General features: G+C 63.1%; 20 protein-coding genes and 1 pseudogene. 9 read left to right on the forward strand and 12 right to left on the reverse strand.

Going from position 1 to position 26,198, the window contains the following annotated elements:
• Positions 1-75 precede the first annotated feature (75 nt).
• Positions 76-615 (forward strand): ankyrin repeat domain-containing protein, encoded by a 540-nt coding sequence (locus P3T43_RS08275; protein ID WP_429280557.1) that lies wholly within the window; start codon positions 76-78, stop codon positions 613-615.
• A 217-nt stretch (positions 616-832) separates the two neighbouring features.
• On the opposite strand, the pseudogene P3T43_RS08280 reads toward P3T43_RS08275, so the two are convergent.
• From P3T43_RS08280 to P3T43_RS08290, 3 genes and pseudogenes are all read right to left on the reverse strand, one after another.
• Positions 833-1,477, reverse strand: a pseudogene (locus P3T43_RS08280) (glycosyltransferase); the annotation flags it as partial.
• On the reverse strand, positions 1,474-2,073 hold the full coding sequence (locus P3T43_RS08285) for a class I SAM-dependent methyltransferase (RefSeq protein ID WP_429280558.1): 600 nt from the start codon (positions 2,071-2,073) through the stop codon (positions 1,474-1,476). The gene P3T43_RS08285 and the pseudogene P3T43_RS08280, both read right to left, overlap by 4 nt.
• A gap of 120 nt (positions 2,074-2,193) precedes the next feature.
• Entirely contained in the window at positions 2,194-3,327 is a 1,134-nt protein-coding gene (locus P3T43_RS08290) for an acyl-CoA dehydrogenase (RefSeq protein WP_429280559.1), read from the reverse strand.
• A 201-nt stretch (positions 3,328-3,528) separates the two neighbouring features.
• Between P3T43_RS08290 and P3T43_RS08295 the strand changes: the two genes are divergently transcribed.
• The gene (locus tag P3T43_RS08295; RefSeq protein ID WP_429280560.1) at positions 3,529-4,014 is read left to right on the forward strand and encodes a BON domain-containing protein; all 486 of its coding nucleotides are present in this window, start codon (positions 3,529-3,531) and stop codon (positions 4,012-4,014) included.
• Positions 4,015-4,086: 72 nt separating this feature from the next.
• Here P3T43_RS08295 and P3T43_RS08300 read toward each other — a convergent pair whose 3' ends face one another.
• From P3T43_RS08300 to P3T43_RS08310, 3 genes are all read right to left on the reverse strand, one after another.
• Positions 4,087-5,328, reverse strand: a complete 1,242-nt coding sequence (locus P3T43_RS08300; RefSeq protein ID WP_429280561.1) for an acetate/propionate family kinase — start codon at positions 5,326-5,328, stop codon at positions 4,087-4,089.
• A gap of 4 nt (positions 5,329-5,332) precedes the next feature.
• Positions 5,333-7,717, reverse strand: a complete 2,385-nt coding sequence (locus P3T43_RS08305; RefSeq protein ID WP_429280562.1) for a phosphoketolase family protein — start codon at positions 7,715-7,717, stop codon at positions 5,333-5,335.
• A 224-nt stretch (positions 7,718-7,941) separates the two neighbouring features.
• Positions 7,942-8,610: an HAD family hydrolase gene (locus P3T43_RS08310; protein WP_429280563.1), complete on the reverse strand. Its 669-nt coding sequence runs from the start codon at positions 8,608-8,610 to the stop codon at positions 7,942-7,944.
• A gap of 1,252 nt (positions 8,611-9,862) precedes the next feature.
• Between P3T43_RS08310 and P3T43_RS08315 the strand changes: the two genes are divergently transcribed.
• Complete coding sequence (locus P3T43_RS08315; protein ID WP_429280564.1) at positions 9,863-10,069, forward strand: hypothetical protein; 207 nt, start codon at positions 9,863-9,865, stop codon at positions 10,067-10,069.
• Between the two features lie 23 nt (positions 10,070-10,092).
• Here the strand turns inward: P3T43_RS08315 and P3T43_RS08320 are convergent, their stop codons facing one another.
• Entirely contained in the window at positions 10,093-10,962 is an 870-nt protein-coding gene (locus P3T43_RS08320) for an MOSC domain-containing protein (RefSeq protein ID WP_429280565.1), read from the reverse strand.
• Positions 10,963-11,317: 355 nt separating this feature from the next.
• On the opposite strand from P3T43_RS08320, the gene P3T43_RS08325 reads away from it, so the two are divergent.
• The 3 genes from P3T43_RS08325 (at position 11,318) to P3T43_RS08335 (ending at position 14,877) form a co-directional block, all read left to right on the forward strand.
• A complete protein-coding gene (locus P3T43_RS08325; protein ID WP_429280566.1) occupies positions 11,318-11,722 on the forward strand; it encodes a heme-binding protein in 405 nt (134 codons plus the stop codon).
• A gap of 179 nt (positions 11,723-11,901) precedes the next feature.
• Complete coding sequence (locus P3T43_RS08330; protein WP_429280567.1) at positions 11,902-14,076, forward strand: malate synthase G; 2,175 nt, start codon at positions 11,902-11,904, stop codon at positions 14,074-14,076.
• A 147-nt stretch (positions 14,077-14,223) separates the two neighbouring features.
• Positions 14,224-14,877 carry a phosphoribosyltransferase gene (locus P3T43_RS08335; protein ID WP_429280568.1) on the forward strand — a complete coding sequence of 218 codons (654 nt, stop codon included), beginning with the start codon at positions 14,224-14,226 and terminating at the stop codon, positions 14,875-14,877.
• A 1-nt stretch (position 14,878) separates the two neighbouring features.
• Here the strand turns inward: P3T43_RS08335 and galU are convergent, their stop codons facing one another.
• Positions 14,879-15,772 carry a UTP--glucose-1-phosphate uridylyltransferase GalU gene (gene galU, locus P3T43_RS08340; protein WP_429280569.1) on the reverse strand — a complete coding sequence of 298 codons (894 nt, stop codon included), beginning with the start codon at positions 15,770-15,772 and terminating at the stop codon, positions 14,879-14,881.
• A gap of 240 nt (positions 15,773-16,012) precedes the next feature.
• Complete coding sequence (locus P3T43_RS08345) at positions 16,013-16,168, reverse strand: hypothetical protein (protein WP_429280570.1); 156 nt, start codon at positions 16,166-16,168, stop codon at positions 16,013-16,015.
• Positions 16,169-16,434: 266 nt separating this feature from the next.
• Here P3T43_RS08345 and P3T43_RS08350 point away from each other — a divergent pair, with 266 nt between their 5' ends.
• On the forward strand, positions 16,435-17,622 hold the full coding sequence (locus P3T43_RS08350; RefSeq protein ID WP_429280571.1) for an acyltransferase family protein: 1,188 nt from the start codon (positions 16,435-16,437) through the stop codon (positions 17,620-17,622).
• 161 nt (positions 17,623-17,783) lie between these two features.
• Here the strand turns inward: P3T43_RS08350 and P3T43_RS08355 are convergent, their stop codons facing one another.
• From P3T43_RS08355 to P3T43_RS08365, 3 genes are all read right to left on the reverse strand, one after another.
• The gene (locus P3T43_RS08355) at positions 17,784-20,255 is read right to left on the reverse strand and encodes a glycosyltransferase family 4 protein (protein WP_429280572.1); all 2,472 of its coding nucleotides are present in this window, start codon (positions 20,253-20,255) and stop codon (positions 17,784-17,786) included.
• Entirely contained in the window at positions 20,252-21,718 is a 1,467-nt protein-coding gene (locus tag P3T43_RS08360) for an oligosaccharide flippase family protein (RefSeq protein ID WP_429280573.1), read from the reverse strand. Before P3T43_RS08360 ends, P3T43_RS08355 begins: the two co-directional genes overlap by 4 nt.
• A gap of 173 nt (positions 21,719-21,891) precedes the next feature.
• Positions 21,892-24,087, reverse strand: a complete 2,196-nt coding sequence (locus P3T43_RS08365; protein ID WP_429280574.1) for a hypothetical protein — start codon at positions 24,085-24,087, stop codon at positions 21,892-21,894.
• 237 nt (positions 24,088-24,324) lie between these two features.
• Between P3T43_RS08365 and P3T43_RS08370 the strand changes: the two genes are divergently transcribed.
• Together P3T43_RS08370 and P3T43_RS08375 are read left to right on the forward strand one after the other, a co-directional pair.
• Entirely contained in the window at positions 24,325-25,407 is a 1,083-nt protein-coding gene (locus tag P3T43_RS08370; RefSeq protein ID WP_429280575.1) for an acyltransferase family protein, read from the forward strand.
• Positions 25,404-26,159: an SGNH/GDSL hydrolase family protein gene (locus P3T43_RS08375; RefSeq protein WP_429280576.1), complete on the forward strand. Its 756-nt coding sequence runs from the start codon at positions 25,404-25,406 to the stop codon at positions 26,157-26,159. The genes P3T43_RS08370 and P3T43_RS08375 overlap by 4 nt, the downstream gene beginning before the upstream one ends.
• Positions 26,160-26,198: the final 39 nt, after the last annotated feature.

Here is a 26,198-nt window from a genome sequence, read left to right on the forward strand (position 1 = left end):
ATTGACCGCATGCACGCACCGGATTGCCGCCCGGTGCGTCCCGCGCCGATCCACCTCCATGCAACGAAGGCCACCATGACCGACCCATCCAACCCATCCAGCGCGCCAGCCCAGAACGACATCGATCCGGACCTGCAAGCCGTCGCCCGTGAAGTGTTCGATCTGGCACGACGCGGCGATGCAGCCACGCTGGCAGCGGTCATCAGGAAAGGCGTGCCGCCCAATCTGCGTAACGAGAAAGGCGACAGCCTGCTGATGCTGGCGAGCTATCACGGCCACGCCGACGCCGTCCGCACGCTTGCCGAACTCGGTGCCGATCCAGACCTGCGCAACGACAACGGCCAGAGCCCAATTGCTGGCGCGGCGTTCAAGGGCTTCAAGGAAGTGGTGGAGGCGCTGCTGGCAGGCGGTGCGGATGTCGAAGGGGCCTCGCCGGACGGCCGCACCGCGTTGATGATTGCCGCGATGTTCAATCGCACCGAGATCGTCGATCTGCTGATCGCCCACGGCGCGGATCCGCAGGCGCGCGACGCGTCAGGCGTCACGCCGCTCGATGCCGCGAACCGGATGGGCGCGCCCGATACGCCGACGCAGCTGGCGAAGGTACGTTCCTGAATTCGAGGCACGAAGTGGGAACTAGCGCGAGTTTCGAAGGCTAGTCGAAGGCTGGGTCTAGGTCCGGGTCCAATGCACGTTCGAAGGCTGGGTCTAGGTCCCGTTCCGTTGCCCCATGTCGCGCTGATTCAGATTCACGCTCCACCGCCTGCTGCGGCGCGGATTCAAGTCCCAGCAGCGGTGCCCGATGCTGGGAAGCATCGAGCGCCAGTGCTGCGGCCCACGCGCTCAGCGTATCGCCGAAACCGCCACGCGCCCGGCTCGCGCGCCGAGCACTCGTGACGACGCGCGGCGCCGCGCTCCATGCGATGCGCGCGCCTGTGGCCTGCAACTGCTCAACCAGGGCGACATCCTCGCTGCAGGCGAGCGGTGCAAAACCCCCTGCGCGCCGATAGGCCTGCGCCGACACGCCCAGGTTGGCACCATGCACATGCCGATGCCCGTCGGCGTCCGTATACGAGCGACGGAAATAGTCGCGGACTTCTGGCGAATGCACGCTCCAGTCGTCGACGCAGATCGAGCCGCACACCGCATCGGCGTCGAGCGACAACTGCTTTGCGAGCCAATCCGACGAGACCTGGCTGTCGGCATCGGTAAACGCCAGCCAGCGGGCGCCTACCAGCAGCATCCGCTGCGCCCCGGCCGCACGCGCGGCGCCGACATTGCGCGCCTGCAACGTGACGGTTTCGACGCCGTAGTGCCGCGCGATTTCCGCGGAGCAGTCCGTGCAGTCGTCGAGGACCACCACCGTCCGCACCGCTTCGCCGGCCAGCGCCGGGTCGCGCGCCGCGGCGAGAATCGAATGCAGGCAACGCGCGAGCGACGCCTCCTCGTTGTGTGCGGGAATCACGACGCCGATCATGCGAGCCCCTCGTGTTCCGCGACCGAACGCAGATCGCGGGACCACACGTCGAGCAGCACATCCGCATCTTCGTAACGGACGACCCGCTTGAGCCCACAGCGTGTGTCGAACAAGGCATGCACACTCGCGGCCGATTGCGGCGCGGCATCGAAAGGACGGCGCCAATGACAGGCCAGCAACGTGCCATCGGGCGTGAGGGAAGCCTTGATGCGTTCGGCCAGTCGTTCCAGGTCAGGCGCGCTCAGGTAATACGCCAGTTCGCTGATGACAATCAGATCGAAGGCGCCCTCGGGCCACTCGTGCGGCACACTACGACGCTCCACCCGCACATGCGACGCCGACGCCACGCGCCCAGCGGCTAGCCGCACGGCGGTCTCGTTCAGATCGGCCGCGAGCAGATGGTCGCAACGCCCGGCTAGCTGCGCCGACAGTTCACCGTTCCCGCAACCCGGTTCGAAGGCGCACCGGTAGTGCTCGCGCGGCAGCAACGCCAGCGTGAGCAGGCGTTTGCGGCGCTCGTACCAGCGGTTGCGAAAGCCCCATGGGTCGTCGCACGCGTCGTAGAGCGAATTGAAATAATCAGCAGAGGAAATCATATGGATTCCTTGTTATCTACCTGGCGGCGCGACGCTTTTCGTGTCGGACGCGCTATCTACGTCGTGTCTGTATTGCCGATGTTGTGTGCCTCGCCACGATTGATGACAAAGCAACCGACCTCACAGCGCCCACTGGTTGCCGCTGCCATTGCTGCCGCGCTGTCCCAGCGAGCACTCCGCGAGCGCGGCGAGATCGCGCTCCGCGTGGCTCTGTCTAAGGAACACCGGCAGATCGGCCATTGCCCGCGCAAAGCGTTCGTTGCGACACAGCGGCGCGGCACCCAGTGCCCGGCCCGCGTGACCCATCACCGCGGTCGCCGCGGCCTCGACCGCGAGCCGTGCACGCATCGCCGGACTCTGTGCGTCAGCGCCGGGATGCGCGTCGATCTGCGCGGCGGTGGCGCGCAACAGCGCCGCCGCGCCCGCCAGCGCGACCTCTACGGCACCCATATGTGCCAGGCGATGCGCGTCGGGCCGTGCCTTGATCGCCTCGGCCATCATGTTTGCCACGCCCGCAGCCGCGCCGTACCAGCACGCCGCAATCCCCGCCCCGCCCTGCCAGAAACCCGGGCGTCGAACGTAGCCGTGGGGCGCGCCAATCTGCAACGCACGCGTCTGCTCGAAGCGGACGTCGCCGCTCGCGGTGGCGCGCATGCCGACCGCATGCCAGTGATGCGTGGTGATCGAAACCGACGGCTGATGTAACGCGACCGACGCGAGCACGGGTTCATCGCCGAGCCAGGCGGTCACCAGTGCATGGCTCACTGTCTGGGCGCCGGAGCACCACGCCTTGGTGCCGCTGAGCTGAAGTTGGCCGTCGCCGAATGGCGTGGCGACGACACGCGCGTCGGGCGCTTCGGCAGCCCATACGCCCCACAGGCTGGCCGGCGGCGGAGCGGCCCCGTCCAGTTCAGCGAGGATTGCGAGTGCGTCGGTGTGGCCTTCGAACAGCTTCACCAGACCGAGATCGCGCGCCGCAACGGCCGCCAGCGCACGCCACCGGTCGAGCGTTCGACCGCTTCCCGGCAAGGGCAAACGGTCATATCCGGAGTCGACCATCTGCTCCAGCATGGCGCCGAGTGCGGCAGGATCGGACGCGTCGAAGTTCGCGCGCTCAAGAAACGCCTCGAGCGAGGCGTCTGTATTTCTTACAGAGTCCTGATGATTGGTTATGAAACGTTCATTGCCGTGTGCGGCGCGGCGGGCACGCCGCTGCGCTTTGTGCTCGGCTGCACGAATACCGGTATCGAGCATCTGGCCTCCCATGACCGCGTCGAGTGGACTGCGCGGCCGTGGCTGAACCGGAGCGCTTGCAGGAATCGAGCAAGGGACGTGCCCCGCCCTGGATTCATGTGCGCAGCGCGGCCTGCGTGAAGCTCGCATAATGGAGAGACGTGCCCAGCATGCGTTCGGTCGTCCCGTTGGCCGACGCTGCGCGAAGGAGATCGAAGCCCGATGAAACCCTTCCTTTCCAACGATGTCGCCTTGCAACGCGCCGTCCTCGCCGAGCTGGAAGCCGCTGGGGTGCCGGCCGGCCGCGTCGGTGTGACGGCGCAAGCCGGCATCGTGACGCTGGTGGGCCATGTCGAGCATGCCGCCCAGAAGCAGGAGGCCGAGCAGGCCGCGTTGCGGCTCAAGGAAGTCAAGGCGCTGGTGGTCGCCATCGAAATTCGCGGGGCTGACACGGCGAAGCTGCGCGATGACCAGATCGCGGCTCAGGCGCTCGCGCGCCTTGCGTGGGACGCCTGGGTGCCGCAGGGCGCGGTGAAGGTCAAGGTCGAACGAGGATGGGTGACGCTGAGCGGTCAGGTTGACCGCAACGAGCAGAAGGCGGCTGCGTTAGAGGACGTCAGCAGGTTGTTCGGTGTGGCGGGCGTGTCCGACCTGATGACTGTCAAGGGCGGCGGCACCATTCGGACGAAGGACGCGAGGCCTGGTTGAATGTGCTTGAGCCTCGGCGCTTGCTGGCCGTGCGCGAGGCGCGGCACGCCGCGCACCCAACCCGCCCGCTGATCAACCGGCGCCCTGCTCCAGCAACGCCCTGCAGTGACGCGCAATCTGCAGTTCTTCCTCGGTGTGCAGGACGCGCACTTTGCCGGCCGGATCATCCTCCCTCAAACCCATAAACTCGAGACCGCTGCACACTCGCCGCCGCACTTCGGCACTGTGCTCGCCGATTCCGCCTGCAAACACCAGCAGATCGATCTCGCCCAGCAAGGCCGCATAAGCGCCCACATATTTGCGTACCGCTGTCGCAAATGCATCGATTGCCAGTTCGGCGTCCTGATCGCCGGCCGCGCTGCGTTTCTCCAGCGCCTCCATGTCGCCCTCACCTCCCGCCAAGCCGGCGAGGCCGCTTTCGCGATTCAACAGCGTTTCAAGCCGGTCCGCATCGACGTGCTCAGTGCGCATCATGTAAAGCAGCACGCCAGGGTCGAGATCGCCGCTGCGGGTGGCCATCGGCAGGCCACCGGTCGGCGTGAGGCCCATCGACGTATCGACCGAGCGACCATCGCGCAGCGCACACACGCTCGAGCCATTGCCCAGATGGGCAAACACGGCACGCGCAGGCAGGTTCTTACCGAGACGCCGCACCAGCGATTCATACGACAGGCCATGAAAGCCGTAATGAATCACGCCGGCCTCGGCGTAGCGGCGCGGCAACGCAAGCTGCGAAGCCACGGGCGGCATGGTGCGATGAAACGCGGTATCGAAGCAGGCGTAATGCTGCGCTTCGCTGAAAATCTGCATGGCCTGATCAATCAACGCCAGCGCCGGCGGAATATGCAACGGTGCAAAATGGACCGCTTCCGCGAGCCGTTGCCTGACTTCGGGCGTGAGACGCTGATGCTCGCGAAGATGCGGCCCGCCGTGCACCACCCGGTGTCCAACCGCGACAGGCCGACTGTGACCGTGCTGCGCCAGTGCGCCCGCGAGCTTCTGCAAAGCCTCGGTTTGCGATTCCATCAGATGCGCGGCTTGTAGCAGGACGGTGCCGTCCGCGGTTTGAATCTTCAGGTTGCCGTCCGGGCGGCCGATTCCCTCAGCGCTACCTTTCAGCAAAAGTGTTTCGTCATCCTGATCCGCGTCCGCTTTCGTTTCAGTTTCCGCTTTTGCAGAGCCCGCCGCCGCACTGGTTCGAGCGGCCTTGAAGAGAGCGAACTTGAGCGACGACGAGCCACTGTTCAATACCAGAATCGTCGCCGCCTGGCCGCTATGCGTCTGCATTTGCGTCGGTATCTGCGTGTCCGCCATCGCGTCAGCCCGTCCAGGTCCAGTTGCGGATCTCTTCCCGGTCGATCCCCTCGGCATGCGCATACGCAACATGTTCGATGATCTGACCGCGCAGCCATTCCTTCACATGATCGCCGACACCGCGAAGTCCCGGCACGCGGTCGATCGCATCGATCGCCAGCGAGAAGCGGTCGACCTGGTTGATGATGGCCAGTTCGAGCGGCGTATTGATGTTGCCCTTCTCGTGATAGCCATGCACGTGCAGGTTGTCGTGATTGGCGCGGCGGTAAGTGAGCTTGTGGACCAGCGTGGCGTACGAATGGAAGTTGAAGATGACCGGCTTGTCGCGCGTGAACAGCGAATCGAAGTCACGGTCCGACAAGCCGTGCGGATGTTCGGTGTCGGGCATCAGCCTGAACAGATCGACCACGTTGACGAAACGGATCTTCAGGCTGGGAAACTTCGCCTTCAGGATCTCCACCGCCGCCAGCGACTCCATGGTCGGAATATCGCCCGCGCAGGCCATCACGACGTCCGGTTCCGCGCCGTGGTCGGTCGAGGCCCAGTCCCAGATGCCGATGCCCTTCGTGCAGTGCGTGACGGCGGCCGCCATGTCGAGGTACTGCAGATGCGGCTGCTTGTCGGCGACAATCACGTTGACGTAATCGCGCGAGCGCAGGCAATGGTCGGCCACACTCAGCAGGCAATTGGCGTCGGGCGGCAGATAGATGCGCACCACGTTGGGGCTTTTGTTGGTGACGACGTCGAGAAAACCCGGGTCCTGGTGGGTAAAGCCGTTGTGATCCTGACGCCAGACCAGCGACGTGATGAGCAGGTTGATGGACGGTACCGGTTGCCGCCATCTCAACTCGAGCTTCGCCTTTTCCAGCCACTTGGCGTGCTGGTTGAACATCGAGTCGATCACGTGCACGAACGCTTCGTAGGTGGCGAAGAGCCCGTGCCGGCCTGTCAGCACATAGCCTTCGAACCAGCCTTCGAGCGTGTGCTCGCTGAGCATTTCCATGACGCGGCCGTCCACCGACAACTCGCCGCCATCGGCATCGCTCGGCTCGATTCCGGCGAGCCAGGTCTTCTCCGAGGCCTCGTAAATCGCAGTGAGGCGATTGCTGGCGGTTTCGTCCGGTCCGAAGACGCGAAAGGCGCTCATGTTGCGCCGCATGACGTCGCAGAGCAACTTGCCGAGCACATCCGTGGGCGAGACATAGGTCGTAGCCGGTGAATCGACCTCGACCCCGTACTCGCGAAAGTCCGGCATCTCCAGCGCCTTGCTCAGCAAACCGCCGTTCGCGTGGGGATTGGCGCTGATCCGGCGCGCGCCGGTAGGCGCGAGTTCGCGCAACTCCGCAACCAGACGGCCGGTGGCGTCGAAGAGTTCTTCCGGCCGGTAACGCCGCAGCCACGCTTCGAGCAGTTGTAGGCTCCGCTCGTTGGTGGCGGGATCGGGAATCGGCACCTGGTGCGCGCGCCATGAACCCTCCACGCGATGTCCGTCGACTTCCTTCGGACCGGTCCAGCCCTTCGGCGAGCGCAGCACGATCATCGGCCAGCGCGGCCGTTCGGCACGGCCGCTCGCGCGCGCCTGCTGCTGGATGGCGCGGATTTCGCCGATGCAATGTTCGAGCGTGGCCGCCATTTTCTGATGCATCGTCTCCGGCTCATCGCCCTCGACGAAATACGGCTTATGTCCGTAACCTGTCAGCAACGCCTCCAGTTCCTCACGCGGAATGCGCGCGAGCAGGGTCGGATTGGCGATCTTGTAGCCGTTCAGATGAAGCACCGGTAGCACGGCGCCGTCGCGGATCGGATTGAGGAATTTGTTCGAATGCCAGGAGGTGGCAAGCGGACCCGTTTCCGCCTCGCCGTCGCCCACCATCACGGCGACGATCAGGTCCGGGTTGTCGAAGGCCGCGCCATAGCCATGCGAGAGGCTGTAACCGAGTTCGCCGCCCTCGTGAATCGAGCCCGGCGTTTCAGGCGTGCAATGCGAGCCGATCCCGCCGGGAAACGAAAACTGGTGAAAAAAGCGCTGCATGCCGGCTTCGTCTTCGCTGCGGTCTGGATAGACCTCCGAGTAACGGCCTTCGAGGTAGCTGCTGGCCAGCGTGGCCGGCGCGCCGTGCCCGGGACCGGCCACGTAGACGACGTTCAGATCGAGCTTTTTGATGAGCCGATTCAGGTGTACCAGCAGGAAACTCTGACCGGGATCCGAGCCCCAGTGGCCCAGCAGACGCCGTTTGATGTGCTCGGGCCTGAGCGGTTCGCGCAACAGTGCATTGGCGCGCAGGTAAATCATGCCGGCCGCGAGGTAGTTGCATGCGCTCCAGTAGCGGTCCATCTTGCGCAGCGTCTCGGCATCCAGCACCGGCGTCTGAAGGTTGATCTCGGCCATCGGGTCACTCCATCGTGTGGACTGCCTGTTCAGCTACGGGGGTCAGAGATTCCACTTTCCGTCCGGGGTGTGACAAACGTGCGACAGCAAGGTTCAAACGCGTCCCCGGCCTACGCGGCTTCGCGTGCTGCATTTCCATTTCCGGTTGCGCCTCAGGTTGCGCTTGAGGCTGCGTTTGAGGCTGCGCTTGAGGCTGGGGTTCAGGCCGCGCGTCAGGCTGCGTATCAGGCCGAAAACACCGAGAGGTCCATGCTGGCCAGTTCGCCGATGTGCTCGATCGTGATATCGGCAGGGGGATAGGTGACCAGATTGGCCTTGTCCAGCGCGTAATGCCCCTGACGCGGAAACACGGTAATCAGCCGCTCTTTCCAGATCGCCTTCATTGCCGCGAGGATGCGCAGCTTGTCGTCGATCATCACGTAGCGCTTGGCCGGGTAGCGTTGCACAACTTCGTCGAGCATCTGCTCCTTGTGGATATAGATCAGCACGCGCCCTTCCACCGCGTCCCATAGGCCCGCCTGCTTGATCTTGCGCGGCTGGAACACCACGTCGCCGTCGGACAGGATTACCGTCGGTCCGAGCGTGCGCAAACGCGCGATGGCCGCGAGCGCGTTGGGATACAGGCGGGTGGGAAACGGATAGTCGATCAGGAACGTCGACATCAGCATCAGCCGCGTGTCGCACTGACGCTCCTGGCGGTAGCGTTGCAACGCGCCGAGGTAGTCGGCGTAACCCAGCTCGCTACGCAATGTCTCGAAGATTTCCCAATACCGGTCACTGCTCGCACCAAACTCCGCGTTCAGATGGGACCGTAAATCGGCCACGACCTCATCGTTGTTCAGCAGCGTGTTGTCGACATCGAGCAGGAATACGACTTCTTCAGGCGCGCTCATACGGTAAGTTCCTCCACAAGCGATAGTGAGCGGCACAACCGCCTCGTGCGGCTTGCGCGCCGAGGCAGCCATACCGTGGGGATCTGCGAAGCGGTCTAGCCGCTATCGATCATACCCGCGCTGAGGCGACGGTGTCGTCCGGCCGGCCTATGCCGTCCTTTCAGGGCCGCCGGGCGAGACGGCAAACCGCGGCAGGCACTGGCGAAATGCTAAGTCATCCGAACTGAATTGCCGACAGGCGAACGGTACGCGCATGGACGCAACGATGAGTGAAGTGCGATGGGATGACCGTATGACGTGCGTTCGACGCGCGGGGACAAAAAGATGCGCGCTCCCGGGACCGACATGGGCGCGCGCAATGGATTTACTTCACGGCGGCATCAATCGGACCGGGGAATCCATTGCTTGAAGCCTCCGCAGCATCAGATTACGCGCATCCGCTGCGAACTGAAAGCGATAAATCCGCCTTAATGCCAATTCATTTTCACCCATTGGAATAAAGTCCCCCGACGTTTTGGAATTGTAACTCGATGGCGCTAGTCTGATTAAACGCACAATCATGGCAAATCACGAATAACGTCAATAATCGGAGTAATTTCAACGTAATCAATTCAAATTGAAAAGGTGTGACGTGAGGATGCCAGCGGAAATCTGCGCCCGATTGCGGGCTGATTGCGCCGAAATTCGCGTTGCGCGAAATGACCCGGATAATTCATGCTTCGATGGGTCCGCATTGCGAACGCGCGAACGGGGGTGCGTGAGGATTGGCGGCGAGTCATGCACCGTTGCGTCAATCCGGCGCGCCTGCGCAGTGGGCTACCGGTGTGTCATTGCATGGGAACCGCAAAAAGAAAGGCCCGGCAATGAACCGGGCCTGCAAAGGTTACTCCGTAGCAAAGGCCATGGAGCAACTGGACGTGACTGACGCGGGCAATGCCGATTGCGGGGCAATGGCTGCAACACCCGGCGAACAACCGCCAATCTATTCGCGCTGCCTTAAAGGGACCTTAAGCAGGGATCTTAAGCAGGGATCTTAAGCAGGGACCCTAAGCAGGGACCTTAAGCTCGGTTGCCGCGTGTTGGGCGTCGACGGCCCCCAATCTGCGGCGATCACGGATGCGATGCATAATCATCCACGCGTGCCAGGCTTTGCCTGCACGACGCACGGCGGTGACGAGTACTTTCAAGGACGCCGCAAACGCCGCGGGCGCCTGCCCGCCTGGCGACCACAACAACCAACGGACGCGCAGTCATGATGGAACGCGAAAGCGGAACAGCCAACACGGTAGCGACCGGCGAGGCCAAAGCGGGCGCGCCCCGCGCGTCGAACGGGCCCACGCCGTCCCGCCAGTCGTATCGAACCCTGTGGGTCGTCGTTCTGACGCTGCCGGTGACGATCGTCGCGCTGGCGATCGCCCTGGAGCTGTTCGGTCTGCTCCTGCGGCTAGGTTTGCATTGAGCTGACAGTGCCGCGCGCGGCCGCTAGTCGCCGAAGCCCAGTTCGGCGTCGACCTGCTGGCCGAGTCCCAGCACCGCACCGAAGCCGGACGACGCGATCGCGTTCTGGCCAAACGTGAGCGCACCACCGAGCCGCACATTGCCACGGTACCCGCTCATGGTGTCGAGCGGTTCGTTCGGCCATTCCGGGTCGGGGGCGCCGCTCACCTGATCGATGGTGGGCATCGGACAGCGCGTGCACGGCTTGACAAGATGAAGTCGCACCGCTTCATCGCCCGCCCAGACGACGAGATTTTCTACGTAGTCTTCGTCATAGGCGTCGAGCCCTGTCAACACCAGGTTGGGTCTGAAACGGTTCATCGGAATCGACGGCGCACCTTTGCCGGACAGACGCCGGTTCAGATCCGCAAGCGACGCTTCGCCGATGACCAGCAACGGGAAACCATCGGCAAACTGGGTGATCGCGGCGAGATCGCCGGTCCATAGCGGATCGACCACGCGCCGCACCGCCGGATCGAAGCGCACGAGCCGCGCCGGCTCGCCGAGGAAGCTTGAAAACCAGGCTTCGGTTTGCGGACCGGTGTCGAAGGCCGACATGGAATCGCGCCACACCCGGGTCGCGATCAGCGCCGGCCGGTCGAGCGCCGACACGGCGAGCGGCGTGCGCAAGTCAGGCATGCCGGGCGCCGAGATAATCAGTTCGCTTGCGCCCAGCGCGACGCGGATCAGCGCGAGGCGACCATGACTGCGCTGCGTCAGCATGAGCCCGCTCGGGTCGATCACCATCCAGTTGCGGTCGTATTCCAGACCGGTTTCGAGAAGCCGGGCCTCCTTCAATGCAATACCCGCACACGATTTGATCGGATACACGTACAGACCGCTGACAGCTGGCATGGTGGAGTGAGTTTTGATAGACAGGTAGAGCGCAATTGTAGTGCGAGTTATCCGCTGACGTAGCTGACAAAAATATCAGCGCGGCGCCGCGCGCGTCCGCACGTTTATTTCGGCGGTTACTTCCCACGGCGCTTGGACGTAAAATTCCGGATCGCACCCCCAGCTTGCGGAAACATTACGCCTCCGCAAGCTCGCGGCATTGGAATACGGCCAGTCCGATCTGATCGTGACCGCCTGGCCTCGCTGCCCGACGCACCTGAAAAGTGCAGGACGCGCAGGCGTGCGCCACTGGATGGCACGGTTGGAAGATTCATTCGCTTGACTCATTTGCTTAAACTCACCCTGGAAATTCACTATGCTGACGAAATCCGTATTGACCGTTGCCGAAACGACCCAGATTCTCGCTGCCGCACGCGCCGAGGCCGAGAAGAACCAGTGGGCCGTCACGATCGCGGTGGTGGATGACGGCGGGCATCTGTTGGGTCTCGTGCGCCTCGACGGCTGCGCACCGGTGGGCGCCTATATCGCTCCCGAGAAAGCCCGCACCTCCGCCCTCGGCCGGCGCGAATCGAAGGTGTACGAAGACATGATCAACGGCGGCCGCACGGCCTTCCTGAGCGCGCCGCTCGCGGGCTCGCTGGAAGGCGGCGTGCCGGTGATCGTCGACGGCCAGGTGATCGGCGCAGTGGGCGTATCCGGTGTGAAGGCGGATCAGGACGCGCAGATTGCCAGGGCAGGCGCCGCGGCTCTGAACGGTTAAGCTGGGGCTTCACCCCGAACGGACCGGCCGGCCAGCGCGCAGTCGCCGGTCAAGCAGCGCACCGTGCAGGCAGACGAAGCAAAAGCGCTGCAAAAACGCAGCGAAAGTGAAGCAGACGAAGTAACGAAGCAGCAGCCGGTGACCCCACACCGGCCCAGCCCAATCAGATGGAGCAGTCGATGACTCAGATGACCAAGCGAAGCGGACTGCAGGTAGCCGCGAATCTCGACCAGTTTGTCGAACAGGAAGCCCTGCCGGGCACCGGCGTGGACAGCGCCGCCTTCTGGGCGGGTTTCGACGCGCTGGTGCACGACCTCGCCCCGAAGAACCGCGCCTTGCTGGCCGAGCGCGATCGCCTGCAAACGGAGCTCGATCAGTGGCATCGCGCCCATCCGGGCCCGGTGCGCGATCTGCCCGCTTACCGCAGCTTTCTCGAAAGGATTGGCTATCTCGTGCCGGTGCCTGCCCGCGTCAAGGCCACGACCGACCACGTGGACCGCGAAATCGCCGAGCAGGCCGGTCCGCAACTGGTCGTACCGCTATCGAACCAGCGCTATGCGCTCAACGCCGCCAATGCGCGCTGGGGCAGCCTGTATGACGCGCTGTACGGTACCGACGCGATTCCCGAAACGGATGGCGCGCAGAAAGAAGCCGCTTTCAACCCGGTGCGCGGCGCACGCGTGATCGCCCGTGCCCGTGCCTTCCTCGACGAAGCTGCGCCGCTCGCCAACGGCTCGCACGTCGATGCCACGCGCTACAGCGTCGAAAACGGCGAACTGGTCGTCAAGCTGAAGAACGGCGCGACCGGGCTGCAAACGGCGGCGCAATTCATCGGCTATCAGGGCGAAGCAGCGGCGCCGTCGGCCGTGCTGCTGAAGCACAATGGCCTGCACTTCGAAATCCAGATCGACGCCAACCATTCGATCGGCAAGATCGACGCGGCCCATGTCAAGGACGTGCTGATGGAAGCGGCGGTGAGCACGATCATCGACTGCGAAGACTCGGTCGCGGCTGTCGATGCGGACGACAAGGTGCAGCTCTATCGCAACTGGCTCGGCCTGATGAACGGCACGCTGACCGAAGAGGTCACGAAGAACGGCAAGACCTTCACGCGCCATCTGAACGCCGATCGCGTATACACCGCCGCGAACGGCACGGCGCCGGTCGTGCTGCATGGCCGCTCGCTGCTGTTCATCCGCAACGTCGGTCATTTGATGACCAACCCGGCCGTGCTCACCAGCGATGGCCGCGAAATCCCGGAAGGCATTCTCGACGCGGTCATCACCACCTTGTGCGCGCTGCACGACCGCAAGCAGAATCTGAATTCGCGCACCGGCTCGGTGTATATCGTGAAGCCGAAAATGCACGGCCCCGCGGAAGTCGCGTTTGCGAGCGAACTGTTCGCCCGTGTCGAAGACCTGCTGGGTCTCGAGCGCAATACGATCAAGATGGGCATCATGGACGAGGAGCGCCGCACCAGCGTCAATCTGGCCGCGTGTATCGCGGAAGCGTCCGCGCGGGTGGCATTCATCAATACGGGGTTCCTCGACCGCACCGGCGACGAGATGCATACCGCCATGGAGGCCGGCCCGATGCTGCGCAAGGGCGAGATGAAATCGACCGCGTGGATCGGCGCTTACGAGCGCAGCAATGTGCTGGTGGGTCTCGCTGCGGGCCTGCGTGGCCGCGCGCAGATCGGCAAGGGCATGTGGGCCATGCCGGATCTGATGCATGCCATGCTCGAACAGAAGATCGCGCATCCGAAGGCCGGCGCCAATACGGCATGGGTGCCCTCGCCGACCGCGGCAACGCTGCACGCCCTGCACTATCACCAGGTCGACGTGCAGGCGGTGCAAAAGGAACTGGAGAAGATCGACCTCGCCAGCGTACGCGACGAACTACTGAACGGACTCCTGACCATTCCGGTGGTGGAGGCGGCCCGCTGGAGCGACGACGAAATCCGCCAGGAAATCGAGAACAACGCGCAAGGCATTCTGGGTTACGTGGTGCGTTGGGTGGATCAGGGTGTGGGTTGCTCGAAGGTGCCGGACATCCATGACGTCGGCCTGATGGAAGACCGTGCGACGCTGCGCATCTCCAGTCAGCACATCGCCAACTGGCTGTATCACGGCGTGGTGACGCGCGAACTGGTTGAAGACACCTTCAGGCGCATGGCCAGCGTGGTCGACGGGCAGAATGCCGGCGATCCGCACTACAAGCCCATGGCGCCAGGTTTCGACACCATCGCGTTCAAGGCGGCACAGGCGCTGGTTTTCGAAGGACGCGAGCAGCCGAGCGGCTACACGGAACCGTTGCTGCACAAGTTCCGGCTCGAGGTGAAGGCTGGCGCCTGAGCCTGAATGCTGAACGTCTGAAAGGGAAGACTCGCGGGCGGTGGTTTGCCCGCGAGACGCGCGGCGCGTGACGCTCGGCACGCCTCGCGCCAGCGGCTATTGCGCGCCCGTGGCACACTATCTGCGTCACCCGTGGCAGTGCCGATCATGGAAAGCATTTTTCTCAACCGAGTAGCCGCCGGCCGCGCGCTCGCGCGACATCTGCAAGCGTATGCGCAGCGCCAGGACGTGATCGTGCTCGCGCTGCCACGCGGCGGTGTACCGGTCGGGTTTGAAGTTGCGACGAACCTACACGCGCCACTCGACGTCCTGCTGGTCCGCAAGCTGGGCGTGCCGTGGCAAACGGAACTGGCGATGGGCGCCATCGCATCCGGCGGCGCACTCTACGTAGATAGACGCCTCATGCGCGAAGCGGGCGTGAGCGAGGCACAATTCGAGCATGGACTCGCCGAAGCGCGCGACGAACTCGCGCGACGCGAAACGCTATACCGCGCGCAGCAGCCGGCCCTATCCGTTGAAGGAAAAATCGCGCTCGTGGTGGACGACGGCATGGCGACCGGTGCCACCCTGCTCGCGGCGCTGCGCGCATTGCGCAGTCGCGCACCGGCGCGCATCGTCGTCGCGCTCCCGGTTGCGCCGCCAGATGGCGAGCGGCGGCTCGGCGAGGCCGCCGATGAATTCGTCTGCGCGCTGACGCCGCGAATCTTTTTCAGCGTTGGTCAGTTCTACCAGGATTTCGACGAAACCACCGACGAGGACGTACACGCCCTCCTCGCTGGCTCCGCCGGTTCCGCGGGTTAGTTCAAGCCGCCGCAGCCGTGAGATGAAGCGGCAGGTAGCTTTGCAGATACTGCTCGAATTCCGCCTTCACTTCCGGATGACGCAGTGCGAACTCGACCGTCGCCTTCAGATAACCGAGTTTGCTGCCGCAATCGAAACGGGTGCCGAAGTAGCGATACGCCAGCACCTGTTCCTCCGCGAGCAGGGCCTGCACCGCGTCGGTCAGCTGCAGTTCGCCGCCGGCGCCGGGTTTCAGCGCGCGGATATGCTTGAAGATGGTCGGCATCAACACATAGCGGCCCACCACGCCCAGATTCGACGGCGCCTTGTCCGGCGCCGGCTTTTCGATGATGCCCGAGAGCTTGATCACATCCTCTTCCCACTCGCGGCCATCCACCACGCCATAAGAGCGGCTGTCCTCGCGCGCGATGGTTTCCACGCCGATCACCGAGCTGTGATAGTGATTGAACACGTCCACCAGTTGCTTCATCACGGGCTGCGTGCTGTGCAGCAGGTCGTCGGCGAGAATCACCGCGAACGGGCTATCGCCCACCAGTTTCTCGGCACACAGCACGGCATGGCCGAGACCGAGTGCGGTTGCCTGCCGTACGTAAAAACAGTCGACATTGGCCGGCTTGATGCCGCGCACCAGTTCCAGCAACTGCTCCTTGCCGCGCGCCTCGAGTTCCGACTCGATCTCGTATGACTTGTCGAAGTGATCTTCAATGGCCCGCTTGCTGCGGCCCGTGACGAAGATCATTTCGGTGATGCCCGCCGCAATCGCCTCTTCTACAGCGTACTGGATCAGCGGCTTGTCGACGATGGGCAGCATCTCCTTGGGGCTCGCCTTGGTGGCCGGCAGAAACCGTGTCCCGAGACCTGCCACGGGAAACACGGCTTTGGTGACTTTCAGCATGGTATGCATTCCCACATCGGTTGGTAAATGTGTGCGGTTCGCCTGATAGGCGCCGAATAGAGCGGATTGAAACGATCGCCTTAATCTAATTCACATTTCGACGAAATTAAAGTTATCACGCTGAAAAAATAATGCTTAAAGTCCGTTATACGAGTTATGTACCGCTATAGGAAGCAATTACGGCCGATGCGGCCGTGACGTCGTAATTTTTACGGACCGAAGAGCGCATCGACCGTGGCGTCAAGCGGCGCCTTCCTCGTTTTCGTCGACCGGCGGCAGCTTGCTCCGGGTGATCCGGAAACGGCCGATTGGCTCGTTGCGCAGCGCCTCACGGTAAGCCGACGCGGCAACAAGAATCAGGAGCACGGCAATGCCGGCGAACACATGCAGGTTCATGACTCCACCTTGGGTCTGAATAATCAGATGCCCAAAATATCATGAAAAAATTGGCGAATAATTCGCCATAAAAACCATGATCATGTTGATTAAAAATAGAAATACATCTGTCTTTCAGCGTCATGTCCGGTCAATTTTTATCCATTTTTTTGATCCGGCAATGTTCTAGCATGTGCCTGCGGATGCGCGCGCGCATTGTCTTCACCGCGCGCCGCCATTGCCCTATACACCCTCAGCCCACTCACTCGTATGAAAAAGGAACGCGTATGAGCGATTCAGCTTTCGACGCCACTGGCGTATCGCTACCCTTTACGGCTCATCCGCAACGCGAAGCGCGCGTGGACAGCGTCGGCAAGGAACATGTCATCGATGCGATGCGCGGTTTTGCCGCGTTGCTGGTTGCCTATTTTCATTGCCGCCAGGTCGCGTGGGTTGGCATGGAGAGTTTTCATCACACCGTGGGCCACGCGCTGAGTTTCAGTTCGATCATGGCCTACCTGACATTCCCGATTGCGTGGGGCTCGGCAGGCGTGCCGATTTTCTTTGTCATCAGCGGGTATTGCATTCATCGCGGCGGCGCGCTTCGTCTCGCACAGTCCCCCAACTACACGCTCGGCACGCTCAATTTCTGGGCCCGCCGCTTTGCGCGCATCTATCCGGTGCTGCTCGCGGCACTCCTGCTGACATTCGCACTGGACTGGAACAGCTTCCATCTTCCGCCAGTCAGTCACAAGCTGCGCGACATTGGCCTGCATGCGTTTCTCGTCAATCTGTTCTCGCTGCAAGGCGTGGCAGGCAAGACCTATGGGTCGAACGGCGCGCTGTGGACCCTCTCGCTCGAAGTGCAGTTCTACGCGATCTACCCGTTGCTGTTCGCGCTGCGGCGCCGGCTCGGAATGACACCGCTGCTCGTGCTCGTCGCGTTGGTGAATGCCGCGTCGGCATGGTTGCTGGAACGCCACGATCTGCAGTTCTTCACGTCATACTGGTTTGCGTGGACGCTGGGCGCGTGGATCGCTGACGCGCGGGCACAGAAGGCCGCTGTAAACGATGCGCGGCCAGCGTCGAAAGGACTCTACGCGGTCGCAGCCGTCCTGATGGCGCTCGGTTGCGTGGCGTTTCATTTCGCCCAATACGCCGCCTTCCAGTTCTGGTCACTGGGCTTTGCTTTCTACCTGTATAAGGCGCTCGAACAGCAGACAGTCGCGACGCCGTTGGCACGGGTGCTGTCGCGTTTCGGCGACTTCAGTTTCTCGCTGTATCTGATCCATCTGCCGATTTTCGTGTTGCTGTCGTCGCTGCTGTATCGCTCGGCGTTGCAACTGTCGATCTGGCCATCGTTCGGCTTCATGCTCGTGGCCGTTCCGGTTGCGTATGTGTTTTACCGGCTGGTCGAATTGCCGGCGATGAAGTGGTCGGCGAGTCTGAAGCCTAAAAGCAAGGCGCGGGCGTAAGCGAGCAGGACCGCTGCCCGGCGCATCGATCTGCGCCAGCGGCGGCTTGCACGTGAATGCATGCTGTGAGTGTCGAGCTGGACGACCCAATGCAAAGGGCCGCAATGTCACCGGGTTCCTCATCCGGATAACATTGCGGCCCTTTTGCTTCGTAGTACCGCTTATCGTGCCTTGCCGGCACCCGCCACGCGCTTCAGAATCCGCTCGACGCCCGTCACGTAGGTGGCAGTACCAAAACGCCCTAACGCGGTCTCGTAGCCGTTGTTGACCAGCCGCTCGCGCAACACCGTATCGCTGCGCAATTCGGCCAGCACGTCGGCCAGTCCATGCGCATCACCCGGCTCGCACAGGACCCCGTTCACACCATCTTCGACGATCTCCAGCACGCCGCCCGCCCGCGCCGCGACAACCGGCCGCTGAGCCAGCATGCCTTCGACGATCACCCGGCCAAACGGCTCCGGCGTGATCGACGTATGCGCGACCGCGTCGACCGCACACATGCAGGCCGCGATATCGTGCTGGAAGCCCAGAAAATGCACCCGGCCGCCCAGGCGGTGCGTCGCGACGAACGCGCGCAACTCCCGCTCATAGACATCCTCGCCGAACAGCGCGGCGCCGACCAGCACTGCATGCATATGCGGATTCAGCACCATCGCCTCGAGCAGCACGTGCTGCCCTTTCCAGCGCGCGAGGCGGCTGAACGAGCCGACCAGAAACGCGTCCTGCGGCAACTTCAGGCGCGCGCGCAATGTCGCGACCGGCACGTGGCGCAGCGCGTCGAAAGGTGCCGCTGCAATGCCGTTGAACACCACGTCGATGCGCTTTTCGTCGAACCGGGTCAACTCCGCAAATGCCCGTGCGGACGCTGCCGAATTGGCGATCACATGCGCGAGGCCCAGCTTCGCGCACCATTTGATGATGCGCAATTGTTTGCCGCCAAAATGCTCGGCGCTCACGATATCGCGCAAGTGCCACACCACCGGCCGCCGCGCGAGGCGCCCCGCGAGCGCGCCAATCACCATCGCGCGCTGTGTGTTCGCATAGATCACATCGGCAGCGCGTGCACGTGCCACCGTGGCGCGCACCATCGCCGCGACGCCTTTGAGCGCCTGGCCAAGCGGCGGCGTGCGGCCCTGTTTGCGGACTTCGCGCAACGCGCCGGAGTCGAGCACCCGCACGTTCACGCCGGCTGCATCGAGCGCGGTGCGAAACGGGCCGTCATCGAACAGCACCACTTCGACGCGCGCACGCAGCGCCTTCACAATCTCGAGCAGCGACAGTTCGGCACCGCCAAGCACCCCGCTCTGATCGATCGCCAGTACGCGTGGCGCCTGCGCGTTACCGCTGACGGCCGCAGGCGCTGCCACATACGGTTCGTAAGCTGGCAGGAGCGTGCCCTGCAACGCCGGCACCGCAGCCCGCACATGCGCGAAGAAACGCTCGCGAAAATGCGCGGCCGAGAAGCGCTCCGCGTTGGCGCGGCAATCGGCGGCCACGAAGCGGGTCGCGTGGGCGTCGAACGCTTCGACCGCAGCGATGATCGATTCGGCGCGCTGTTCGTCGAAAAACATCCCGGTCGGACGCGCGCTCGACAGATCGCGCACGGTTTCGAGCGCGCCGCCCTTGCCGTACGCAATCACCGGCGTGCCGCACGCCTGCGCCTCGACCACCGAGATGCCGAAGTCCTCCTCGGCGGCGAACACGAACGCCTTGGCCCGCTGCATCTTGTCCTGCAGCACCTTGAACGGCTGATACCCCATGATTTCCACATTCGGCGTCGCTTTCGCGCGGATCTTCCGCATATCGGGGCCGTCGCCAATCACGACGAGCCGCCGCTGCGGCATGCGCGTAAACGCTTCGACGATCAGATCGATCTTCTTGTACGGCACCATCCGCGATGCGGTCAGATAGAAATCTTCCTTTTGCTCGTTGAGCACGAACGCATCGACATCCACCGGCGGGAAGATCACATGCGCTTCACGCTGATACACCTTCCTGATACGCCGTGCGATGAATTGCGAATTGGCGACAAACGTATCCACCGAATTCGAGGTGCGGATGTCCCAGTTGCGCATGTAGTGAAGAATCAGCCGCGCCAGTGCCGATTTCGGCCCACTGGTGAGCTTCGACTGCTGCAGATACTGATGCTGCAGGTCCCACGCGTAACGGATCGGCGAATGCACGTAGCTGATGTGCACCTGATCGGGCCCGGTCAGCACGCCCTTGGCGACCGCGTGGCTGCTCGAAATGACGACATCGTAGGCCGAAACATCCAGTTGCTCGATGGCAATCGGCATCAAGGGCAGATACGCGCGGTACTTCGTGCGGGCCTTCGGCAGCTTCTGGATAAACGAGGTCGTCACCGGCTTGCCGCGCAGAAAGCTGCGATCGTCGAGAAAATCCACCACGCTGAACAGATCCGCATCGGGAAAGCAGGCCACGATCTGTTCGAGCACCCGCTCGGCACCCGCGTAGGTCACGAGCCAATCATGCACGATCGCGACGCGCACATTGGCATGCGCACGGGGTGCACGGCGCGGTGGCGCAAGCGGTGCCGGCGGGGTGGTCAGTTCGGCCAGCGCGCTGCGCTGGCTGGGCCGCAATTCGGCTTCGTCAAGGACATCCTGGGTCATGCGCTCTTCCTCGGATTCAGTCGCAACAGCAGCGAACGCGCAAGATCGCGCAATGCGGGCGTCATCGTGATCGACCACGCAACATTGGCGGCCACGACCAGCGCGCCCGCTGTGATAGATAGTGACAGACTAGGCAGGAAGCTGGCCAGCCACAGGCTGGCCAGCAAAAAGACGAGATGCGCGAGCATGTCGAGCGCGATGGGCTGGGCGCGAATCGACGACAGCCGCAGCAGCACGCCGTAGTCGAACAGCGCGCGGCCGGCCACCGCCACCGCCGCGCCGGTCAACCCGAAATGATGAATGCCGAACCACAGCGCAGCGGCAAAGAGCGGCAGTTCGAAGACGCCAACGCGCGCCGCCACAGCAGGATTGACCTGCGACTGGATCATGATGCGCGTCACGTTGGCCTGCCCGACCAGCCACACCGAGACGATCAGAATGCGGCCGACGGGTGCAGCGACCGTCGCGATCTCGCTGCCAACCCAAAGATGCAAAAATGGCCCCAGCACGAACATCGCCACGAGGGCGACCGGCGTGAAAGCCCCATTGAGAAATTCGAGCGATTGCTGCGTGATCAGGTCAGCGTGATCGCGGCCGACTGCGGACAGCCGCGGAAACAGTGTGCGCACCAGCGCCGTGGGGACGATGTTCAGGCGCGTCACAAGGTTCTGCGGCACGGTATAGAAGGTCACGAAACGTGCGCCCAGACTGGTGCCCAGAAAGACCTTATCGAGCGAGTCGGCCACCATCGTCGAGATACTTGCAATCAGCATCCAGCCGCCGAAGTTGAACAGCCCCTTGGCGACCCCGAGCTGCGGCGGCTGGATGCGGCGCAGGCCGAGCACCTTGAGCGCGGAGCGTCCCAGCAGCCCCGCCGCGAAGAGGCGCGCCACCACCGCCGCAGCGAGCACGTTCTGCAGGCTCGGCCCCATCAGCCATGCTGCGCCCAACGGCAGCAACTGGAACACGAATGTGCCGATGGTCTGGTTCGTGTTGTAAATGCCAAAGCGCTCGGCCCCATTGATCGCACCGGCGAACACCCACGAGACATTGGCGATCGGAATCGCAATCGCGAGCCATGGCAGCGCCATATAGACCTCGTGCTGCAATTCGGGCGACACCTTGGTGAAATACGCGGTGTAGAGAAAAGCGCCAAAATAAATCATCAGGCCGCCGACGATACCTGTCGCGAGGTTGAGCCAGGTCGCGCTCCAGAAGACGCGCGCGCTTTCGTCGGTATCGTTCGAGGCGAGTGCTTTCGATATGTGGTTCTGCGCGGCCATGCTCATGCCCAGATCCAGAATCGAAAAGTAGCCGATCAGGGTCCACACGAGCGCAATCACGCCATAACGTTCGACACCCAGCAAGCGGATATACGACGGCACCGTCACGAGCGAAACGAAGGTCGGCAGCACGAGGCCAAAGAAATTGATCGCTACGTTCTTGAGAATGCCTTTATCCATCGGATGCCTTTTGATTCAGAGGGTCGGCGCGGCGTCACGCCGAACAGCCTGCTTCAAGTAAAGCACGTAAAAAATGGCCGCCGCGCGCCATAAATCGACAGAAAAATAATTCGCAGGACGATGGATTCGATGGCGCCGCAGGCGAGTTTCAATCGCGGCCTGCAGTCGGTCCTTTAGCCCGGCTTCCAGCGGTACATCATCACCTTGCCGCGCGCGTCCTCTTCCACGAATACGAGGTATTCGCCGTCACTGCGCCGGTAAGCGCTCACGCCGTTGGGCACATCCACCCAGCCCGATGCGCGGCCGACCTCCGGCCCCGGCCGGATCGCGCCGACTTCCCGGCCGCTGTCCTTGTCGAGCACATGCACCGTCCCCACCGGTTCGACCGCGAAGATGTATTGCCCTTCGACCGTGAGGCCGATGACCGTTTCGATCGGCTTGGCCTGCGTGTTCCACGGCAGCGTGATGCTGTAGCGCTGCACGGGCTTACCGCTCGACCAGTTGTCGTAACGCACCAGCACCCGTCCGACTTCTTTCCAGAAGCCGCTCTGGACCGGGGCGTCGGCCGTATAGCCGCTGACGTAAAGCGAGTCGGTCTCGGGCACGTAGATCGCCCGCCGCAACTCGGTAAAAGGTTGCGGCACCGGATACGTGGTCATGTCCGAGTACGAATAGACCGGATTGCCCTTCGCATCGAGACCGCCGAAATGCAGCCGATGGATGCCCTTGATGTCGCTCGTGCGCCAGATGTCGCCGCGGCTGTCGACCCACCAGCCCCAGCCGCCCGCGAGCCGGGTGCCGCTCGTGTTAGGCGTGAATTCGTCGCCCGCAAACTGGCCATTGCCATTGAGGTCGCGCCACATCCAGTCGCCGCCGGGCGGCGCATTCGGCACACCGGCCACCGGACGCTCGCGACCCGCGATGAAGCCCGATGGAATCGCCGTCTCGCCGTCATGCGCGTTATCGAAACGGTAGATCTTCAGATGATCGGCGTACATGTCCGTCAGGTAGAGGAAAGTGTGTCCCTTCAATTGACGCGCGATCGGCAGTCCCGGCCACTGATCGGTGTGAAACACGGGGTCGTCCGGATACCTGAAGCGATTGGACAGGAACCCTACGTATTTCCATTCCTGTCCCGCCGGCTTCGTGAGATCGAGGTGGAAGCGCTTGTTGCCGGTGTAGACGCTGTCCGGACGCGCCGGATCGATCCAGGCACCGTCGACGAACAGCAACCCCTGCACCTGCCAGAGTTGCCGGCCGTCGGGCGCATAGCTTTCCAGCGTGGCGCCGAGCCCTGCGCCAAGCGGCGCGTAGTGCGGACCGATGCCGTTGGTGGCGACGTAGACGTCGTCATGCGCATCGACACCGACTCCGGTCAGCCCATTGAAGCGCTGCGGACCTGGCCGTCCCGCGGCGCCCGCGAAGATGCCGCCGCGTTCGCCGAGCGTGCCCGATGCCACATAGCGCTCTGCGCTCCTGCTGAAAAACAGCACCTGTTGACGTGGACCGTTGTCGGCAATCAGCACGCGGCCATGCGCGTCGAGTGCGATGTCGACCGGGACCGAATCGGCCGGTAGCGCGAGTGTATCGGCGAGCAGTTTGCCGGCTGCCGAGTAATGCACGACGCGCGGCGTGCTGTCGGTGAGCGTGCCGGTCAGCACCCACAGTGTGCCGTCGGGCGCGAGCGCGATGCGTCCCGGCTCGTGCACGCTCCATGCCGCCTTCTTCTGCATCGATTCGGCGTCGTAGACCTCAATGCGGTTTTGCGTGGTGTTGGACGCGTACAGCGTCGTGTCATTGGCAGCCAGTCCGTCGATGTCCGCGTGGTCGCCTACCGCCACTTCGTTCATCATCAAAAAGCCGGCAGCCAGTTGCGCATGAGGATCAGCCGCGCCATTCGCCGCGCTCACCGCGGGCTGAAACAACGCACTGAGCTTCGGATCCTCGATCTTGCGCCGCGAGATACCGAACCATTGCTTGCCCTTTTGCGGCCAGATGCCTTGCCCGACGAGATGCCCCTTCTCATTGCCGACCGACACAGCCATGAACACATAGCGGCGATTGAGCGCAATGGCATTGCCGCCGCCTGTGCCCCAGCCGTGCGTGCCGCCCGCGAAGCCGAGCATCTTGCCGTTCTGGTACGTGCTGGCTTCCGCGCCGCTTTCGTCCCACGGGGCGTTGGTGTAGACCTTGCCATCCGGAGCGACGGCAATTGCGGTGATATTGATCTGCGTCCATGAGCCGTCGCCGAAACCGAAGCTGTTGCCGATCCATGAGGTCTTCGCATTCAGCACCGTTTCGGCCGAGGCCGCGCACGCTGCGAGACACAGCAGTGCAGCGGGCAGTTTCGCGAAGATGGGACGAGCCAAGGTGTTCCTCCAGTCAAAGCCATGCGGCCGCGAGCGATGTCAACGCCCAGGCAGCGGTTACCGGCTCACATTACGACGTAGATCCACCTCAACGAAAATCGAAAATAATTCAAAAATATTCATTCATTAATACGCGAATACTTTTTGTAATACGCGCGCTATTTCTCCATTTCATTCGCGTTTTTTCATCAATTTCTTTTCCCTAGAATGAATCCCACTTCTCGACATGGACGGTTCATGACAGCTAGCGCCTTGCCTGCCCCGCCTTCTCACTCACGCCGCATCGTGCAGCTCGACGGTTTGCGCGCGATTGCCGTGCTGGCGGTGTTCGCACAGCACGCGCTGAAGGCGCCGCTGTGGATGGGTGTCGATCTGTTCTTTGTCCTGAGCGGCTTTCTGATCACCGGCATTCTGCTGGAGCGCAAGGCGCGTCAGCAATCGTATTTAGGCTATTTCTACGCACGCCGCGCGCGCCGCATTCTGCCGCCGTATCTGTTGCTGATGGCGGTGTCGTCGTTGCTGTTCGGCGTTGCCTGGGCGAAGCATTGGGAGTGGTATGCGTTTTTCGCGACCAACATCGGCGATGCGCTCGGCCAGAGCGGCCATGACAGTCTGAACGTGCTGTGGTCGCTGGCCGTTGAAGAGCAGTTCTACATTGTCTGGCCGTTTGTGATCCTGCTTCTGCCCGAGCGTGCCCTCGCGTGGGTCGCCGCTGCGCTGATCGTCGCCGTTCCGGTACTGCGCGCCGTCGCCACGCCGTGGTTCGATTCCTTCTGGCCCATCTACTATCTGACGCCGTTCCGCATGGATTTGCTGTCGGCGGGCGCATTACTCGCCGTCGCCGTGCGCCGCAATCCCGATGCGCTGCAACCGTTCAGGCCGCTTGCGCTGCTCGCATGCGTGGCCGCGCTCGCTGTGCTGGCGTGGCTGCATCTTCACTATCCACGTTTTCGGGCCGAAAACACGCCGCTCTCCAATGCGGCGCTGTATAGCGTTTCGCTGGTGCTGTGCACATCGCTCGTGGTCATCGCCTTGCAAAGCAAGGGTATCGTCAAACGATTGTTGTGCAAGCCGGTGCTGGTCTATGTCGGTACGATCAGCTACACGATTTATCTGGTTCACCTGAGCATCCTCTACATGCTGTGGCCGTTGCACATGAACCGGTATGTAACCGCCGCACTTGCGCTGACGATCACGCTTGCATATGCCAGTTTCACGTGGTTTGCCTTCGAGCGGCGGCTGATTCATGGCCCGGCAGCGCGCGAGGGCCGTGCCGCGCTATTCAGCGGTGCTTCGCAAGCATCGCAGCCGCGCGCATGAAGCCCGTGGCGCGCGGTGCACTCACCACAGGCTTGCGCAGCGCGGCCGCTGCCTTGCTGATGGTCGCGGCATGCGGCCGGGCGAGTGCTGATGCGCCGACTGTGCCCGCGATTCACGCACGGCCGTCTGCGCAGGTGCTGATCGAAGCCTACGGCGATTCGACCACACTCGGCATTTCCTGCAGCGCCGGGCATTGCAGCCCGCGTGCGCAGAACGCCGTGACCTGGCTGCAGGACGCGTTGCATACGACGTACGGCGAGCGCGTCAGCGTGGTCAACCTCGGCGTGGGCGGCACCATGGCCTACCAGTTGCGTAACGGCACCGACCGCGCCACGGGCGGCCCGTGGGCGCAGCGGCTCGCCACGTCGGACGCGCAGATCGTGACGCTCAACTACGGCATCAACGAAGTCATGCATAACCAGACGCCCGAGCAGTTCTACGCAGCCGAAACGGCGCTGGTGAAAACCGCGCTTGCGCTCGGCAAGGAACCGGTATTGCAGACCTCGAACCCGATGCCCGATGGCCGCCTCAATGCCCGTCTCGCGGCGATGGTCGCGATGACGCGCCGGGTGGCCGCCGAACAGCATGTGCCGCTCGTCGATCAGTACGCCTTCATAAGCAGCCTGCCGGACTGGCAATCGATGATGTCCGATGGCGCGCATCCGAAGCCCGAGTTGTATCGCCTCAAGGCCGGCCAGGATCTGCGCGCGATCGACCCGCTGGTGCGGCGGCTGCTGGCGGGTGCGTCGTAGCGCCGCACCGTCTTCCCTTACCTTTCCAACCTTCATTTT

This window comes from Paraburkholderia sp. GAS41 (assembly GCF_050436545.1).
Taxonomy (GTDB): Bacteria; Pseudomonadota; Gammaproteobacteria; order Burkholderiales; family Burkholderiaceae; genus Paraburkholderia.

What these genes read in the sequence shown, in the direction of transcription:
- P3T43_RS08335 (WP_429280568.1), top strand. Translation starts at nt 14,224, where the DNA reads ATGGAAAGCATTTTTCTCAACCGAGTAGCCGCCGGCCGCGCGCTCGCG.
- P3T43_RS08325 (WP_429280566.1), top strand. Translation starts at nt 11,318, where the DNA reads ATGCTGACGAAATCCGTATTGACCGTTGCCGAAACGACCCAGATTCTC.
- P3T43_RS08290 (WP_429280559.1), bottom strand. Translation starts at nt 3,327, where the DNA reads ATGCTCGATACCGGTATTCGTGCAGCCGAGCACAAAGCGCAGCGGCGT.
- P3T43_RS08275 (WP_429280557.1), top strand. Translation starts at nt 76, where the DNA reads ATGACCGACCCATCCAACCCATCCAGCGCGCCAGCCCAGAACGACATC.
- P3T43_RS08345 (WP_429280570.1), bottom strand. Translation starts at nt 16,168, where the DNA reads ATGAACCTGCATGTGTTCGCCGGCATTGCCGTGCTCCTGATTCTTGTT.
- P3T43_RS08330 (WP_429280567.1), top strand. Translation starts at nt 11,902, where the DNA reads ATGACTCAGATGACCAAGCGAAGCGGACTGCAGGTAGCCGCGAATCTC.
- P3T43_RS08350 (WP_429280571.1), top strand. Translation starts at nt 16,435, where the DNA reads ATGAGCGATTCAGCTTTCGACGCCACTGGCGTATCGCTACCCTTTACG.
- galU (WP_429280569.1), bottom strand. Translation starts at nt 15,772, where the DNA reads ATGCTGAAAGTCACCAAAGCCGTGTTTCCCGTGGCAGGTCTCGGGACA.
- P3T43_RS08285 (WP_429280558.1), bottom strand. Translation starts at nt 2,073, where the DNA reads ATGATTTCCTCTGCTGATTATTTCAATTCGCTCTACGACGCGTGCGAC.
- P3T43_RS08370 (WP_429280575.1), top strand. Translation starts at nt 24,325, where the DNA reads ATGACAGCTAGCGCCTTGCCTGCCCCGCCTTCTCACTCACGCCGCATC.
- P3T43_RS08315 (WP_429280564.1), top strand. Translation starts at nt 9,863, where the DNA reads ATGATGGAACGCGAAAGCGGAACAGCCAACACGGTAGCGACCGGCGAG.
- P3T43_RS08355 (WP_429280572.1), bottom strand. Translation starts at nt 20,255, where the DNA reads ATGACCCAGGATGTCCTTGACGAAGCCGAATTGCGGCCCAGCCAGCGC.
- P3T43_RS08305 (WP_429280562.1), bottom strand. Translation starts at nt 7,717, where the DNA reads ATGGCCGAGATCAACCTTCAGACGCCGGTGCTGGATGCCGAGACGCTG.
- P3T43_RS08320 (WP_429280565.1), bottom strand. Translation starts at nt 10,962, where the DNA reads ATGCCAGCTGTCAGCGGTCTGTACGTGTATCCGATCAAATCGTGTGCG.
- P3T43_RS08360 (WP_429280573.1), bottom strand. Translation starts at nt 21,718, where the DNA reads ATGGATAAAGGCATTCTCAAGAACGTAGCGATCAATTTCTTTGGCCTC.
- P3T43_RS08295 (WP_429280560.1), top strand. Translation starts at nt 3,529, where the DNA reads ATGAAACCCTTCCTTTCCAACGATGTCGCCTTGCAACGCGCCGTCCTC.
- P3T43_RS08300 (WP_429280561.1), bottom strand. Translation starts at nt 5,328, where the DNA reads ATGGCGGACACGCAGATACCGACGCAAATGCAGACGCATAGCGGCCAG.
- P3T43_RS08375 (WP_429280576.1), top strand. Translation starts at nt 25,404, where the DNA reads ATGAAGCCCGTGGCGCGCGGTGCACTCACCACAGGCTTGCGCAGCGCG.
- P3T43_RS08310 (WP_429280563.1), bottom strand. Translation starts at nt 8,610, where the DNA reads ATGAGCGCGCCTGAAGAAGTCGTATTCCTGCTCGATGTCGACAACACG.